16 protein-coding genes are annotated in these 15,187 nt (G+C 44.3%); 7 read left to right on the top strand and 9 right to left on the bottom strand.

The window, feature by feature from the left end; all coding sequences use genetic code 11:
* The first annotated feature begins 146 nt into the window (after nucleotides 1–146).
* The gene (locus tag AC58U0_RS18270) at nucleotides 147–608 is read left to right on the top strand and encodes a divergent PAP2 family protein (protein ID WP_057302981.1); all 462 of its coding nucleotides are present in this window, start codon (nucleotides 147–149) and stop codon (nucleotides 606–608) included.
* Nucleotides 609–684: 76 nt separating this feature from the next.
* Nucleotides 685–1,122, top strand: coding sequence for a GNAT family N-acetyltransferase (locus AC58U0_RS18275; RefSeq protein WP_057302980.1), 438 nt, complete (start codon nucleotides 685–687; stop codon nucleotides 1,120–1,122).
* Here AC58U0_RS18275 and AC58U0_RS18280 read toward each other — a convergent pair.
* Nucleotides 1,119–2,735, bottom strand: coding sequence for an ATP-binding protein (locus AC58U0_RS18280; RefSeq protein WP_497380395.1), 1,617 nt, complete (start codon nucleotides 2,733–2,735; stop codon nucleotides 1,119–1,121). The two genes, AC58U0_RS18275 and AC58U0_RS18280, sit on opposite strands and share 4 nt — an antisense overlap.
* Nucleotides 2,736–2,931: 196 nt before the next feature.
* Nucleotides 2,932–3,684: an MBL fold metallo-hydrolase gene (locus AC58U0_RS18285; protein WP_497380396.1), complete on the bottom strand. Its 753-nt coding sequence runs from the start codon at nucleotides 3,682–3,684 to the stop codon at nucleotides 2,932–2,934.
* A gap of 97 nt (nucleotides 3,685–3,781) precedes the next feature.
* Between AC58U0_RS18285 and AC58U0_RS18290 the strand changes: the two genes are divergently transcribed.
* The 3 genes from AC58U0_RS18290 to AC58U0_RS18300 all read left to right on the top strand — a co-directional run bounded on the left by AC58U0_RS18290 (nucleotide 3,782) and on the right by AC58U0_RS18300 (nucleotide 5,776).
* A complete protein-coding gene (locus AC58U0_RS18290) occupies nucleotides 3,782–4,696 on the top strand; it encodes an alpha/beta hydrolase (protein WP_497380397.1) in 915 nt (304 codons plus the stop codon).
* Between the two features lie 59 nt (nucleotides 4,697–4,755).
* Entirely contained in the window at nucleotides 4,756–5,373 is a 618-nt protein-coding gene (locus AC58U0_RS18295; protein WP_057302976.1) for a stalk domain-containing protein, read from the top strand.
* A 91-nt stretch (nucleotides 5,374–5,464) separates the two neighbouring features.
* A complete protein-coding gene (locus AC58U0_RS18300) occupies nucleotides 5,465–5,776 on the top strand; it encodes a DUF1292 domain-containing protein (RefSeq protein WP_047672482.1) in 312 nt (103 codons plus the stop codon).
* A 61-nt stretch (nucleotides 5,777–5,837) separates the two neighbouring features.
* On the opposite strand, the gene AC58U0_RS18305 is transcribed toward AC58U0_RS18300, so the two are convergent.
* Together AC58U0_RS18305 and AC58U0_RS18310 are read right to left on the bottom strand one after the other, a co-directional pair.
* Nucleotides 5,838–6,257 carry a DUF1885 family protein gene (locus tag AC58U0_RS18305; RefSeq protein ID WP_261305843.1) on the bottom strand — a complete coding sequence of 140 codons (420 nt, stop codon included), beginning with the start codon at nucleotides 6,255–6,257 and terminating at the stop codon, nucleotides 5,838–5,840.
* 87 nt (nucleotides 6,258–6,344) lie between these two features.
* Nucleotides 6,345–7,814 carry an aminotransferase class I/II-fold pyridoxal phosphate-dependent enzyme gene (locus AC58U0_RS18310; RefSeq protein WP_497380399.1) on the bottom strand — a complete coding sequence of 490 codons (1,470 nt, stop codon included), beginning with the start codon at nucleotides 7,812–7,814 and terminating at the stop codon, nucleotides 6,345–6,347.
* Between the two features lie 171 nt (nucleotides 7,815–7,985).
* On the opposite strand from AC58U0_RS18310, the gene AC58U0_RS18315 reads away from it, so the two are divergent.
* Both AC58U0_RS18315 and AC58U0_RS18320 read left to right on the top strand, forming a co-directional pair.
* Nucleotides 7,986–9,248 (top strand): MFS transporter, encoded by a 1,263-nt coding sequence (locus AC58U0_RS18315; RefSeq protein WP_497380400.1) that lies wholly within the window; start codon nucleotides 7,986–7,988, stop codon nucleotides 9,246–9,248.
* Between the two features lie 34 nt (nucleotides 9,249–9,282).
* Nucleotides 9,283–10,455: an MFS transporter gene (locus AC58U0_RS18320; RefSeq protein WP_497380401.1), complete on the top strand. Its 1,173-nt coding sequence runs from the start codon at nucleotides 9,283–9,285 to the stop codon at nucleotides 10,453–10,455.
* Nucleotides 10,456–10,533: 78 nt separating this feature from the next.
* Here the strand turns inward: AC58U0_RS18320 and AC58U0_RS18325 are convergent, their stop codons facing one another.
* From AC58U0_RS18325 to AC58U0_RS18345, 5 genes are all read right to left on the bottom strand, one after another.
* A complete protein-coding gene (locus tag AC58U0_RS18325; protein WP_497380428.1) occupies nucleotides 10,534–11,136 on the bottom strand; it encodes a TetR/AcrR family transcriptional regulator in 603 nt (200 codons plus the stop codon).
* A gap of 115 nt (nucleotides 11,137–11,251) precedes the next feature.
* Nucleotides 11,252–12,298, bottom strand: coding sequence for an ABC transporter permease (locus tag AC58U0_RS18330; protein ID WP_497380402.1), 1,047 nt, complete (start codon nucleotides 12,296–12,298; stop codon nucleotides 11,252–11,254).
* Nucleotides 12,295–13,023 carry an ABC transporter ATP-binding protein gene (locus AC58U0_RS18335; protein WP_497380403.1) on the bottom strand — a complete coding sequence of 243 codons (729 nt, stop codon included), beginning with the start codon at nucleotides 13,021–13,023 and terminating at the stop codon, nucleotides 12,295–12,297. The genes AC58U0_RS18330 and AC58U0_RS18335 overlap by 4 nt, the downstream gene beginning before the upstream one ends.
* A gap of 603 nt (nucleotides 13,024–13,626) precedes the next feature.
* Nucleotides 13,627–14,319 carry a hypothetical protein gene (locus AC58U0_RS18340; RefSeq protein ID WP_497380404.1) on the bottom strand — a complete coding sequence of 231 codons (693 nt, stop codon included), beginning with the start codon at nucleotides 14,317–14,319 and terminating at the stop codon, nucleotides 13,627–13,629.
* Nucleotides 14,320–14,437: 118 nt separating this feature from the next.
* Nucleotides 14,438–15,070 (bottom strand): YktB family protein, encoded by a 633-nt coding sequence (locus AC58U0_RS18345; protein ID WP_497380405.1) that lies wholly within the window; start codon nucleotides 15,068–15,070, stop codon nucleotides 14,438–14,440.
* Nucleotides 15,071–15,187: the final 117 nt, after the last annotated feature.

The raw sequence follows: 15,187 nt of genomic DNA on the forward strand, positions 1-15,187 counted from the left end.
CACTCCTTAGAGTTTTCAGTAGGAAAACTTTCTTCGTAAGCATAAGCTGAGTTTTCAGTAGGAAAACTTTTTTAACATGTCTATTGTATCAAACTTTTCGAATAGAATCTAAACCTGTGATGGATGCTAGAAGTGAGGTGAAAGTTATGAATCGAGCATTGACAACAGCAGTCCTAGGAATTGGTACTGCTCAAGTAATGAAATTGCCGCTTTTCTATTTGAAAACGGGAAAGTGGGATTGGTCGCAGCTGACCCAAACAGGAGGGATGCCAAGCTCGCACTCCTCGGGGGTATCAGCGCTTGCAACCTATATAGCGATGAAAAGAGGCCTTTCTGCAATTGATTTTGCCGTGAGCTCGGTTTTCGGAGCGGTCGTCATGTATGATGCAATGGGAATCCGGCGGGCTGCAGGAGAGATTGCGGTTGAAGTGAATGACCTTGATGAGCAAGTCGAGAGATTGGCTAAACAGCATCCGGGTTTGTACCATGCAAGAAGACGTAAAGCACTTAAGGAACGATTAGGTCATTTGCCAAGAGAAGTCGTGGGAGGAGCGCTTCTGGGTATTGCCATAGGTGCTTTTAGTTATATGCTGGAAAACAAGAAATAGTATGATCGGTACATGTGGACAACTTTTCTTGAATGGGATAAGATCAAGAAATGTTCTTAGAAAGGAAGAAGTTCACATGGAAATCATTCGAGTCACAACGAAAGATCAATTAAAAGCCTGTTTTGGAGTAAGGTTCAAAGTGTTCGTTGAAGAACAGCAAGTACCTGAGCACGAGGAAATTGATGAAAAGGATGAATCACCTGAAGCGTGCCATCATTTTCTTATGGTAGATGGTGATCAGCCAGTTGCAGCAGCTCGATGGTATGAATATCAGCCTCATACGGCTAAACTGCAGCGGGTAGCGGTATTGAAAGAATACAGGGGTCGATCCCTGGGTAAACAAATGATTCTTGCCATGGAGCAGCAAGCTCGCGAAGAGCATTGTACATCTGCGATCCTCGACGCACAATGTCAAGCAGAGGGCTTTTATAGCCAACTTGGCTATAAAGTCATCTCGGATGAGCCTTTTTATGATGCTGGCATCCTGCATGTCAGAATGAAAAAACCGCTTTAAAGAAAAGCGGTTTTTTCATTCTGTGAATTTTCTTCAACTAATGGGAAGGTTATGATAAAACGAGTGCCTTTTCCTAGTTCGCTCTCAACTTCCAAGGTCCCTTGGTGATCTTGAACGATTTTGTAGCAAATAGATAAACCAAGTCCGGTACCGGCAGCTTTTGTCGTGAAGAAGGGATGGAAGATTTTCTCCAACTGTTCACTTGGAATGCCTGGGCCGTTATCTGCAATAATTAAAGTCGCGTTCTTCGGATCGCGGCTTAATTGCATGCGGATAATGCCGTTCTCTTCCATGGCTTCGCAAGCATTTTTAATAATATTAAGCAATAACTGTATCATTTTATCTTGGTCCATCCATACAAGGATAGGATCCATCCATTCTTGATAATGAATTTCGTGGCCGAAACGAGTAGCTTCTGATTCCATCAAGGCAATGACCTTGAGTACACACTCATGGAGAGAATCGACCTGGAAATCAATGCGATGGGGTTTTGAGAATTGGAGGAATTCAGCTGTTAAATCACTCATCCGATCAATTTCATCCATGATCATCGCATACCAATTTTCAATATTGTAACCATTTGCCTTGGAGATTTGCAAAAATCCCTTTACCGTTGTCAACGGATTTCGAATTTCATGAGCCATCCCGGAAGCAAGCTCGCCGACGACTCTCAGTTTTTCCGATCGGAGCATATGCTCTTCGCGCTTTAACCATGATTCCCGCTTCTTAATAAATAAGTTATGCTCGGCTAATAAAATAAGATCATCCTTCGTCAAACCCTCTAACGGATAACTAGCAATGCCATACGTAATTTGAATGCCAGTCAATTTAGGGAGTTCAGAATCAAGCTTTAGCTTAAAAGATGTGGTTGAATCATGATCTGGATTTAGCGGCATAACGACAGCGAACTCATCGCCGCCGTATCTTGCTATAAAGAGGGAGTCTTTAAACAAGATTTGCAGGAGGTCAGCCATTTGCTTCAATATGAAATTCCCCGCTTGAAACCCGCGAGTTGTATTCATTGCCTTCAGATCCGTACAATCAATAAGAATAAGGACTAGACTTTGCTTTTGCTGTATGTATTGTTCCAATCTGCGATGTGACTCTTCGTAATTATATAATCCTGTAAGCGAATCCTTTTGCGCATTTAAATATCGATCATCTCTTAGTGAATCTGCTTGTCTATTTTTAGAATAAGCTGCTCGTGTGAATAAGGCTACCGCGGTAAAACCAAGGACGCTATTAAGAGCATACATCCATAGCAAGTTCTTACTGGAAAAACCAATAATGAGATAAACATTGCAAATATAAATGAAAGCATAGGATGCAGCTAAGAACCAAGATTTTTTGCGGTTTTCTTCTTTATAAATATCGAAGGAAAGTGTTAGTATGTACAAGAGAAGAGAAAAATTCGAATGTCCGATGTAATGTAAAAAACCAATGAAAAGTAAGCGAAGCCAAGGGATAGCCGCATGCTGCATTTGAACCCTTAAACTGATGATGTAAAGGACCAATCCTATACCAAGCAAGGGCATGTTTATTGCAGTATGCGAAATAGTTGTGTATAGACAAAAAACAAGAGCATAGACATAAAAAATCCAATTAATAACCACCATATCATCTCCTGAATGTAACTAAACGCCATCACTCATCTTTGAATGGCCTCCGTAGAGCTTTCTCACATTATTGTGACAAGTTCTCTGTCTATGAACTAAATCCCTTCTAACAATAGTAAACAAAATTGAAAAGTACCACGCTTCTTCACAAAAAAAAACCTTAAGGACAATTCATCCATAGGTTTTGATCGTACTATTCTGGAATTTCAATCACTTCATGTTGATGGATGAAAGTCATGCTGCCTGTTTTCCCAACAAAATTCATCATATCATCGCCATAATGCATCAGATAGATTCGCTGTTGTACATAATCAGGCAAGGTAAGCAGTTCTTCCAATGTAGCGTGAATAAACCCGTTTCCGCTTAGTTGACAATCGTGTAGTATAGTGTGACAGTTTCTTTTGTTGACAATTTCTTGAACGAGAAGTTCCTCATTAAATTGGGTATCAGCACTATAGAACGTTCGGCCATTGATAAATAGTGAGTAGTTAAGCTTATGAGGTATGTGAAGTGTGGATATAAATTCAATGGTTAGCCCGGGAAGGATGTTAGCAGTGACATTTTCTTCGATAAGGATGACTTCGAAATAATCCTCAAGATGGTTGAAACCATCTGTGGGATTATACATGCCGCCTTTAAGCGTGTTTTCCCAAAGGACTCTAGCTAACGATTCTGTTAAGAAAAGTTTGGTTTTCTTCTGATTATATTGGTATAACAATCGAAAGGCAATTTCTTCTAATCCGCCCACATGATCAGCATGAATGTGCGAAATGATAATACCATCAATTTGGTCAGGCTCTACACCGAGGTCATGCAGCGATCTAGGCGTTGTTGCCCCGCAGTCGATTAGGATGTTCATTTCATTAGAACGGATTAATGCGCTAGTATTGTAAAATGTTTTGGCAAACGCACTGCCGGTTCCCAACATTTGAATTTGCAAACTCATTCAGCAGCCTCCATTGTTCGACAAAAACCATCTTTTTCTAATGTAGCATGGGAGGTTGCGGAATTTCAACCATTAATTAAAAGGTGTTGATTACTTTATGATTTGGATCCTTAGTAGTATTTTGTTCGTTCTTGTCTGTCTTGCTCTAATAGGTATATCGGTCTATGTGGGCTGGCAGCTCACTCATCCTAAGCGTAAGCCGGTCGATGCCTTGCCTGACGAGTATGGTTTGCATATGGAGAATGTTACATTCCCAAGCCGATCTAGAGATGTTCGATTAGATGGATGGTTTTTGAAGTCTCCTTTTGCTCCAACTGATACTGTTCCAATGACTGTTATTATGTCTCATGGTTATGCAGGAACCCGTCTGGAAAAAGGACTTCCGGCGTTGGCTTTGGCTAAATCCATTGTCGAAGCAGGATATCATGTGCTGATGTTTGATTTTCGGAACTCGGGGAGATCGGAGGGGGAAATAACGACGGTTGGCTTTTTGGAAAAGCAAGATGTACTCGGTGCTATCGACTGGGTTCAAGAGCGTGAGCCAAGTAAAATCAGCTTGATTGGCTTTTCAATGGGCGGCAGTACATCCATCTTAGCAGCAGCAGAAGAGAGGGCTGTGTTAGGGGTCATAACAGATAGCGCTTTTAGTCAACTCAGTCCTTACTTGAGAGACAATTTGCCTGTATGGTCAAATCTCCCGCGGTTTCCTTTTACACCCCTAATTCTACTTATTTTACCTAGATTAATCGGCATCAACCCTCATCGCGTTGACGCGCTTGCCGCGGTAGATCTCATTTATCCTAGACCAATTCTTTTTATTCATAGTCGAGATGATGAGGCTATTCCTTGGTCCAATAGTGAAGGAATGTGGAGCCGCCATCCGGATGTATTTGAACTCTGGGTCACACAAAAAGCGGGGCATGTCGGATCCTATCAGATGCAGCCGGAAGCCTATACAAAGCGTGTTCTGGATTTTTTATCAAAATTTAATAATCATCGCAACTCTTCTTAATCATTGGAGTATAAAGATGCAGACACAAGATTACTAACAAGAGCTAGGAGGTTAGGCAAATGAAAGTTCAACGGATATTAGCGTTGATGCTGATGTTTTTTGTTCTAAGTACGGCTGCAGTGGTGGCTTCATCGATATGGGGGGATTTTAAAGGTAATAATATTGCCCGATTAATCGTTAATGAAGAGACAGTGGAATTCGGGGATTCAGATGTTCCGCCTCTTATTGTTGATGGTAAAACCGTTCTTCCGCTACGCGCAGTAAGCGATGCGCTTCAAGCATTGGTGAAATGGGATAACTCGAATAAGACTGCCTACTTATACAAGCCAAACGTGCACATGTTCTTTACGACTGAGGTGCGTAAAGACTCCGCCATCGTTCCTTTTGGTGTTGTAGAGCGCGGCAAAGAAGCAGACTTTATCGTTTTTGCTCAAGTCGATAATTTGAAAACAAGCATTAATTCTGTACGGGTTTCTGTTGTTTCACCAAGTGGGAAGAGTGTTATTACACCAGTTGTGAAATCAATCTCAGAATCCAAAGAATCGTTTTGGCTGAAAGTACCTTTGTATGGTGTTTCCTTTAATGAGGCTGGTACTTACGTCGTTAAATTTGCTATGAAACAAGATGGTTCTAACGACTACTCAGTCGTATCCGAGAAGCAGATTCAATCCGAGTAGGAAAAGCAAACCCGAAAGTGGTTTGACCTCTTATTATGAAAATGTTAGGATAATTAGGTAACTAATTATTCGACGAAATGAGGTTCTGCCTGTGAGCGATGATAAGCATGATCATGTACACGGCCCGGACTGTGACCACGATCACGAGCAAGGGGAAGATGTTTTTATCGTAACGGACGAGAACGGTGAAGAGCATGAGATGGTGATGGTGTACACCTTCCAATCTCAAGAGCAGGCTTATGCTGTTTTGCTCGATCGTAACGATCCTGAAGCTGACGGTGTTATTTTCCGTGTTGAAGAAGAGGACGACGATGCCTTCCTTGTCAACATTGAAGATGAAGAAGAGTGGGAACGTGTAGTGACTATTTACAATGAGATCGTAGCTCAAGAAGGCGAAGAATAAGAGCTATACATAAGAACCCCCTAGCAGAATAATCTGTTAGGGGGTTTCTGTTTGCATACATTCATTTTCTAGGATTGAAATACATGATTCTGCCGTTGAATAGATGAAGTTCAGCTTTCAGCAGCTTACTAAGGTATTTGCAGAATTCATTGCCCTTGCTTTTGTCGCCATGTGTGGCGTCGTCGGGCAACACGACTTGCACATAATGCTGCTCTTTCTCTTGGTTCTGCTCATTCCCAACACCAATCACAATATATTTGTATAGAGGATTGATACCTTTCAGGTAGAACCATTTGCCTTCGCCTTCCGGCTTCGTCTCAATGGTATAAGGGAATCCGGCCTCGTCATACTCCCAGCCAAGCTGCTTGGCTGTCTGACTGAGCTGATCACGGTAATGCAGCAGCCTTTCCTTTAGTTCATCTAAGGTGAGTGCGGCAACTGTGGATCCTGTTACGAATTTAATATAAGCGCTTTGAGCCATTCCTTGTTCACCTCATTCGCTAAACATCACCAACATCATAGCATCATGTAAACGGTTTTACAATATATACACCGCTCGAGGCGGATACTAGAAAATCGCTTGTGTCTCCACGATAACCTTCACATTTTGAACGCTGCGGTCCTCAGGTCCTTTTACAGGCAACCCAACTTCCACATGCTCAACAATGTAATCAATAAGCTCTTGGGTTATCACTTCACCTGGAAGCAAAATGGGAATACCAGGCGGGTACACATAAATAAATTCGGCAATAATGCGGTCTGCAGCGTCTTTGAACGGGAGTATCTCGGTTTCTCCATAGAAGGCGTCCCGAGGTGTTAAAGTTAATTGTGGAATCGCAGGAACTTTGATGACAACTTCCTTTACTTCAACAACGTCATCATTCATATGTGAGAGCTCGCGTAAGGCTTCCAATAGGGTATCGACGTTCTCTTGGGTATCCCCTGGCGTTATGAGACAGAGAATGTTGTACATGTCGCTCATTTCGACTTCAATATTGTAATGATCGCGCAGCCAGTTCTCGACTTCAAATCCGGTGATGCCAAGCTTGCGCACGTGAACGCATATTTTCGTCGGATCATAGTTGTAAGTAGCCTCTTCACCCAAAATCTCTTCCCCGAAGCAGTAGAGGTTGCTGATTTCGTTGATCTGTTTTCTTGTGTACTGAGCAAGCTCTATCGTGCGCTCGGCCATGGCATAGCCATTTAACGCCAGATGTCTGCGTGCAGTATCTAAAGAGGCTAACAATATATAGGAAGTTGAAGTTGTTGTAAGCATCGAAATAATGGTTTGGATTCGCTTTGGATTAACACGATTCCCTTTCACGTTGAGGACTGAGCTTTGTGTCATGGAACCACCTAGCTTATGCACGCTAGTCGCGGCCATATCGGCTCCCGCTTCCATCGCGGACATGGGCAATTTATCATGGAAATGAATGAGCACGCCATGTGCTTCATCCACAAGGACAGGCATGTTATAGCTATGGACAAGGTCTACAATCTCTTTAAGATTGGTACATACGCCATAGTAGGTCGGATTGATGACTAGAACAGCTTTGGCATCAGGATGCTTTTCGAGTGCACGGCGAACAGAACGCGTCGGAATTCCGTGATCAATACCTAAGTTTTTATCGCGGGCAGGTTGGATGAACACGGGCTTAGCGCCCACGAAAATAATCGCGGCCAAAACAGATTTATGTACATTCCGCGGAACGATTATTTTATCGCCTTCCGAACAAACGGTCATAATCATCGTCATAATGGCGCCGCTTGTCCCTTGGACGGAGAAGAATGTGTGATCCGCTCCATAAGCGTCTGCAGCAAGCTTCTGAGCTTCTTCGATCACGCCCATTGGTTGATGAAGGTCATCCAGCGGTGCTATATTGATGAGGTCGATAGACAGCGCGTTGTCCCCAATAAAGGAACGAAACTCCGGGTCCATGCCGACTCCTTTTTTATGGCCTGGAATATGGAATTGAATTGGATTTTTCTCAGCATGTGTGAGCAGTGCAGTGAACAGGGGGGTACGGGTATGATCCACCTGATTATCGCTTCCCTTCTGTAGTGGATTGCTTGTCGAACAATGCAACAAACAAAATGAGTATATCAAAATAGAGATTTCATGCAAGCTAATTTTTTGGAAATAGTTTGTGCTAGTTCAGGTAAAACTAACAGCAACCTGTTAAAATACGCCAAAATAAGGAGAAATCTTATGGTTTGGATGCAAAAATGGCGGAATAATCGCTTGTTTTCCCCATTTGTGATCGAATTGTTAATTATTATGTTTGTCGTCGAATTTGTGAAGGGAGCCTTACTTTTAACGATTTTACCGGTTTATATGAAAACGACATTAGGCGCTTCCACATTTATTATTGGCTGGACGCTTGCTGCTCAATATATTGGTGATAATGTGCTCCGTACACCCGTTGGCTGGATTATTGACAAGTTGGGTTACCGAACAACCATGCTTACCGGTGTACTCCTGACATTCGTTTCGGTCATTCTAATTGCAACCTCATCCCAGAATATTTGGATGATCGTAGGATGTGCGCTGCTTGGCTTTGGTACGGCGCCATTATGGCCCTGTGTGATCACTGGAACGACGGAAGTGGCCGGCGACGATGGTAAAGCCACGATCATGAGCGTTGTCTACATGGCTTGGCTCTCGGGCGTTGGACTGGGACCGGTAGCGATTAACTTTTTCGTTGGAGAAAATAACTACAGCACCGGCTTTCGATTATTGATCGGCTGTATGACGGTGGTCGTCCTTGTTGCACTAATGCTTCCTAGAAAGAATGGCGTGGTAAGAACGGATGGAGAGGGCAGGGCGGAGAAAGCACTGGTTTCTAACCGAGCTTCTGCAAAACCACTCTGGGAGCGGGTAAAAACATATCTAAGTGAAGTGCGGCGCTCTATGTCTGTTAGCCCGCTGTTATTCCCTGCGATGTTCCTGCAAACGTTCGCTCTTGGTATATTGACCCCCATTCTCACACTCTATGCCAAAGAGGTATTGAAGCTTACTTCTTTTCAGTACAGCATGTTTCTAATTGCGGGTGGAGCTGTTACTGTCATTTTCTTAGTTCCGATGGGGAAGTTGGTTGATCGTCTAGGCATTCGTCCATTTTTTATTGCAGGTTGTATGCTAAGCGCTTCTGCACTTCTGCTGTTTACCTTCGCGAAATCAATGATGCTGCTTTATGCATTGGTTGCAGTGCTTGGGGCAGGTTATTCATTCATTATTCCTTCTTGGAATGCGCTCATTGCTTCAGCCATCCCACCTGAGAAACGAGGCGCAGTCTGGGGCTTCTTCCTAACGATTGAGGGACTTGGGATGATCGTTGGACCGATCGTTTCCGGCAAGCTTTGGGATGTATATGGCTATCATGCACCATTCTTAATGAGCGGCCTAGTGCTGGTACTGCTGCTTGTTCTTCAAATGTTCATTTCCATCCCCAAAAAAGGTATGGTACGATAAGGGAAAATGTTTCGTTTGGAGGATTATAAGCATCATGAATAAACAGATTGGAATCATCATGCTGTTGTTGATGACTATATTCGTAGGTTTCGGGATCATCATTCCTGTACTGCCGGAAGTTGTTAAAGGTGCAGGCGCTGAATATCATAACGCGCTGCTATTATCGGTCTATTCCGCAGCCTCTTTTCTCATGTCTCCTATTTGGGGAGGACTATCGGATCGCATCGGACGCAGACCGATTATCTTAATAGGTCTCCTTGGGTTTAGCGTTAGCTTTTTGATATTTGGATTCGCTGACGGCAATCTGTGGATCATGTATGTATCCCGCATTCTAGGCGGTTTATTCTCAGGAGCAGCAACGGCTTGCGCTGTGGCTTATGTAGCTGATATTACAACCGCTGAGAATCGGACAAAAGGCATGGGCATGGTAGGGATGTCAATTGGGTTAGGCTTTATCTTCGGTCCAGCAATCGGCGGGATTTTAAGCCGCTGGGGGACGTACCTTCCTTTCTTTGTAGCATCTGGACTCGCACTAGCTTCCTTTGTTTTTGCATTTGCTATACTGAAAGAATCACTGTCCGTAGACAAACGCACCTCTGTGAAAGAGAAAGCTCCATCTAGATGGACAGCTTTCGATGGGGCATCAAAGTATCTTTATGTGTTATCATTCTTCGTATCTTTCACATTGGCAGGGCTAGAAGCGACGCTTCAGTATTACCAAATGGACAAGATTGGCGCAACGCCATTCGATATCGGCATGATGTTCTTAGCCAGCGGTATTGTTGGCGCCTTAATCCAAGGCGGCGTTGTTCGCCGGTTGGTCAAACAAGGAGCCGAGCAGCGAGTGATCGGCATTGGGTTATTGCTATCCGCTGCAGGGTTCTTCCTGCTGCTGTACTCGAGCAGCGTGGTGACCGCTGCGATTTACCTATCGGTCTTCGGCGCAGGTAACGCCCTCATACGCCCGTGTGTGACGTCGCTGATTACACAGCGGACGAAAGTAGGTCAGGGCGTCGCGACGGGCCTCAGCTCCTCTATGGACAGTCTGGGCCGCATTGCGGGCCCACTCCTTGGAGGTGCTGTATTCGCCATCGCGCATTCACTGCCGTTCATTATCGGCGGCGTGCTCTGCTTAGCAGCGATCTTACTGCTGCAGCGCTTCGTTCTCGTAGATCGTCAGACACGGGCGCAGCAGCAAACTGCCTGACAGATGAAAAAAAAGCTGTACACTAGCTTCCCGAAATTGGGAAGACTGGTGTGCAGCTTTTTTATGTGCAGCGGCTAACTATGGCTTGCGAGGCGATAAGCCGTGCATGATGAAGTTAATCGTGTGCTCGATTTCTTGGGATTCATCCCATTCCGCATCCGGCACCAACAAAAATCGAGTAATCAGGAAGCCAATAATCGTAGAGGCAATCAGCCGCATACTCGCTGCTTCGGGGAGTTCGATTAATTGACCCTGAGCCTGAAAATGACGAATAGCTTTATAAGCTTTTTCCAGTACTAATACGGCGACGGTTTCCTTAAACTGTTCACGGAGCTCGGTATGGAAAGGGATTTCGTGCATGAAAATTTTGATCACAGGAAAATTTTTGCGGGCGAATTCTAATCGGTTCACAATGATGGCGCGCAAGAATTGTTCGACATCAGGATAATCAGCTTCCAACACCTTGGTGAAATCCTTCACTGCAAACGGTGCAATGAGCTTCGTCATGATGGGAGCAACGATTGAGAGCAGCAATTCTTTTTTCGTTTTATAGTGACGGAATATGGTACCTTCCGCTACGCCAGCTTTTTGGGCAATTTCACTGGTCGAGGAGCCTGCAAACCCTTTCTCAGAAAAAATTTCTACGGCCGCTTGAACAATTTTCAGCTGTTTATCGGTCATTTTCTCTTCTTCGTCATTTAGACGGAGAAGCTCAGTTAACCATGGCTCGACTTGAGACAATGTGTTCACCTCTTCATTTAGCAAAACTGGTGTTGCAAATTAGGACATCCTTACATTATATCTTACGGTGCTTCCTGAGTGCCACTATGTTTAAGATCATGAAGCAGATCGTGAATGCTGCTAATACGAGAACATCCAAACCAATGCGATCCCAACCTGCACCGCGGATCATAATATTCCGTAGGGCATCTGCTCCGTATTTAAGCGGCATGATGACACCAATCCAGCGAAGGTATACGGACATCGTATCGAGGCTGAATAAGCCTGAGAAGAACACCTGAGGCACGATAATAAGCGGAATGAACTGAATCATCTGGAATTCATTGTTAGCAAAAGCTGATATCAGCGTTCCTAGTGATAGGGCAGCCAACGCGAGCAGGACCGTAATCAGCAAAACATACCAGAAAGAGCCGACCAGCATGAGACCCAGCACGCTAGTGGCGAACCATGCAATGAGCGTTGCTTGGAGTGTTGTAAATATACCGAAGCCCAGAATATAGCCGACCACGATTTCCCACCGGCGAAGTGGTGTAGCCAGCAATCGTTCTAAGGTTCCGCCGGTTCGTTCCCTCAAGAAGGAAACGCCGGAGAGCAGGAAGACGAAGAAAAAGACGAAAAAGCCTATGAGAACAGGACCGAAATTGTCAAAGGCTGCCATATCGGCAGAGCCATGCAAATAGGTGATGGTTGGCGCTTGTAAATTGGAGCTGGAGTTAGCGTTAGAGATCGCCGGAACTGCGCTTTGCAGTGCTTTTTGCAGCAAGAACAGCACAGCTCTATTTTTACTGGGGTCGCTTCCTTCTAAGGTCACTTGCGGCGCTGCCCCATTTATTGCAATGATGGCATCTAAATGCACGGCTTCTAGCTCAGCTTGGGCTTCATCTGCCGTGTAGACTATTACTTCAGCATTTTGATCCTGCAGTTTTTGAATGAGCGGAGCGGGGACATTAACAGCGCCTATTTTAGGGACATAGGTGTTGCCGTTAAACACTAATGACATCATAAAAAGAATTAACATTGGAGCTACAAGCATCATCATTAAAGTTCGTTTATCGTGAAAAAACTGGCGTAAAATACGGATCACAATCGCACGAATTCTCATTGCTTGACACCTCCATAATATAAGAATGCTTCTTCAATCGTTGCGGAGGAAGTGGCCTGTTTCAACTCATCCGGTGTTCCTACTGCCGTGAGTCTGCCGTCCCGGATCATCCCAAGCTGATGACATTTGTCAGCTTCATCCATCACGTGAGTGGTCACGAGAATCGTTGTACCCTGCCTACTGAGATTCGTCAACTCTTGCCAAATTGATTTCCGTAAGACGGGGTCAATCCCCACCGTAGGCTCATCGAGAATAAGAATGCCTGGCTCATGCAGCAAAGAGATAGCGAGCGATAAGCGGCGCTTCATTCCTCCAGAATAATTGGAAATCTGCTTCTTCAAATGAGAACCTAGATCAACAAGCTCCATGACGTCATGGATGCGCTGCTTGCGCTTTGTTCCCGTTAACCCATATAGAGATGCGAAAAACTCCAAATTCTCCTGAGCGGTTAATTCTGCATAAAGGGCATCCGATTGCGCCATGTAACCGATTTTCGATAGCATCGCTAACTGTGGCATCTGCTGCCCGAGCACATGAACGGTACCAGAAGTGGGAACATCTATGCCAGCAATCATACGTACAAGCGTTGTTTTCCCCGATCCGGAAGGGCCTAGCAATCCGAAAATATGGGCTTTCGGTACAGCCAGGGTAATGCCATCCAGCACAACCTTTTCGTCAAATTGCTTGCTGACTCCATGCAATTGAATAGATATGTCCGTAGTCATAGTCTTGCACCTCTTTCGGAGTGAGTAATCACTCATTTGTGTTGATCCACTCATCATACGCTATCTTATGATCATTGTGAAGTGAGTAATCACTCATTCTGCGAATATATTTTTAAGGGAGGTACCCGCCAATTGCACGATAGTCCAAGTTGTATTTTGTGCAACAATAAACCTTCCTCACCCTTTTGTCGCCTGCTATTGTTGCATTTCGTACAACAATTCGAGCTTAAAACGCCTATTTCTAAGCGATTTCACCAAAATGTTGTACGCGGTACAACAAAATATCAATTTGTCCAAAGAAACCGCTGTATTGTTGCACAAAGTACAATAGTTCTGTGTGTAAGGGATAATCATTAGTCGGACACGCACCAATCAGAGTACTCGCACCATTCGGGCAACCACAGCCAATACTTAGAACATGCATCAATTCAAACAACCCTTTTGTTACAAAATAGTTGATTAGGGCCCTATTGTTATACATTCTGCAACATCATTCAACTGAGAATATGGATTCATTCCTAAGCTTTGTGGCCTTACTCCAAAAACAAAAAGGCATCCCAGAGGACGCCCATAGGAATGCCTTTTTGCTGTCACCTGCATGCATCAGTCTTTGACTTTCGCGTCTTTCTTACGATCAACCCATTGCTCAATAGATGGGGTTAATTGGTCCTTTATGGACGCTACAAGCTTGTCCTTCGAAATGCCCTTTGACTGGGCAATCTCAGCCAGCGATTTGCCGGAGCGGAGCTGGGCGTGAAGTTCGTCCTTGCTCAGACCGAGAGTCTTAGCGAGCTTCTCCGTATCCGGCTTCAGTCCGAACTTATGCCACTTTCCATGTCCATCATGGCCATCTAATAAGTTTTTCTCGTTGAGGATGAACTTCAAATGCTCATTGAGTTTCATCTTCATGTGCTCGCCTTGATCGGCTGTCAGCTTGCCATCTTTGACGGCGGCTTCAATTTTGCCTGTTCGAAGCTGCTGCAGTTTGGCCGTCAAGTCGGCTTCACTAATGCCTTTGTCCGCGGCTGCTTCTACGATGCTTTTGCCATTTTTCAGCGCTTTGACGAGCACTTCTTTGTCAACTCCGATGACAGTAGCAGACTCATCGACAATCGGCCATTTTCGGCGATGACCACCTTGTTCCTTCTCATCGGACTGTTGCAAACGAATCGTTTGCTCCTGATCCTCGGAAGGAGATAGAGCGGCAGCCGTTCTGGAGGGAAGTGTACTGCAGCCAAGAGCGATCGTGAGAGCAATTGAGCTCACCATAAGCTTTTTCATATACGTAGGGTTCATACTTTTTTAATCCCTCCTTTCCTGTTGGATTAGGACTACAGCGCTTAGTCTGTGCAGGAGGGGTTAATTTTACTTTAAAGGAACCTTAGTCCCACATAAAAATTTCCATAAATCTGATTTACTTTGCGTTCACAGCCATCTGGTAAAGGGGGATCAGCTTTTCAAAGGTTTGTTTAATAAGCTGCTCAAGTTCAATTGGTTTCTCCAGGACTGGATCCTTGAAACTGAGGTTGCGGCCAATCAGGAGCTCCGCTTTTTTGACATCGCGGAAACGAATTAATGCATCGTTCCAGCCGCTGCGGTCTAAATCAGACAGGGGGGTAACGTCTTTTTTCATATGGTCGAAGGAAAGTACGAAATCGGATGGAATCTCCTTCTGTAAACGGTCGATTTCTTTCATATAGGTAGTCGCGATATTGCTTTTATTCGGGAGCTCATAGATGAGTGCCAACCAAATAAATACACGATCATCAAATAAACCGACCTGAAAGTGAGGCACCTGTTTATACCCTCGCTTATTTGGACAAATCGCCAGCCAAGTATCAACGGGGGGATTCACTTTGCGTCTTAAGTGTTTAGCGATATGTAGGAACATTTCTGTACCGGAAAGAACGGACAAATCCTGGGCCAAAGAATCACCTAATGCTTTAAATTTAGGCTGAATGCGCTCTCGAATGGCTTCCATACGTCCATCAAGACCTTCTATAGCAAAGGTATCGAAATCATGCTGTGCAAATCCAGTAAAGCTCATCTGTTTAATTCCTCTTTTCAATTACGTTTTCAATTATTCTAAAGCAATTCGTCTATTCCCGCAATGATTACGAGTTTCGTAGAAAGGAAGTAGGCCATTGGTCTGATTTTATGGCAG

It is taken from the genome of Paenibacillus sp. J31P190 (assembly GCF_059692075.1).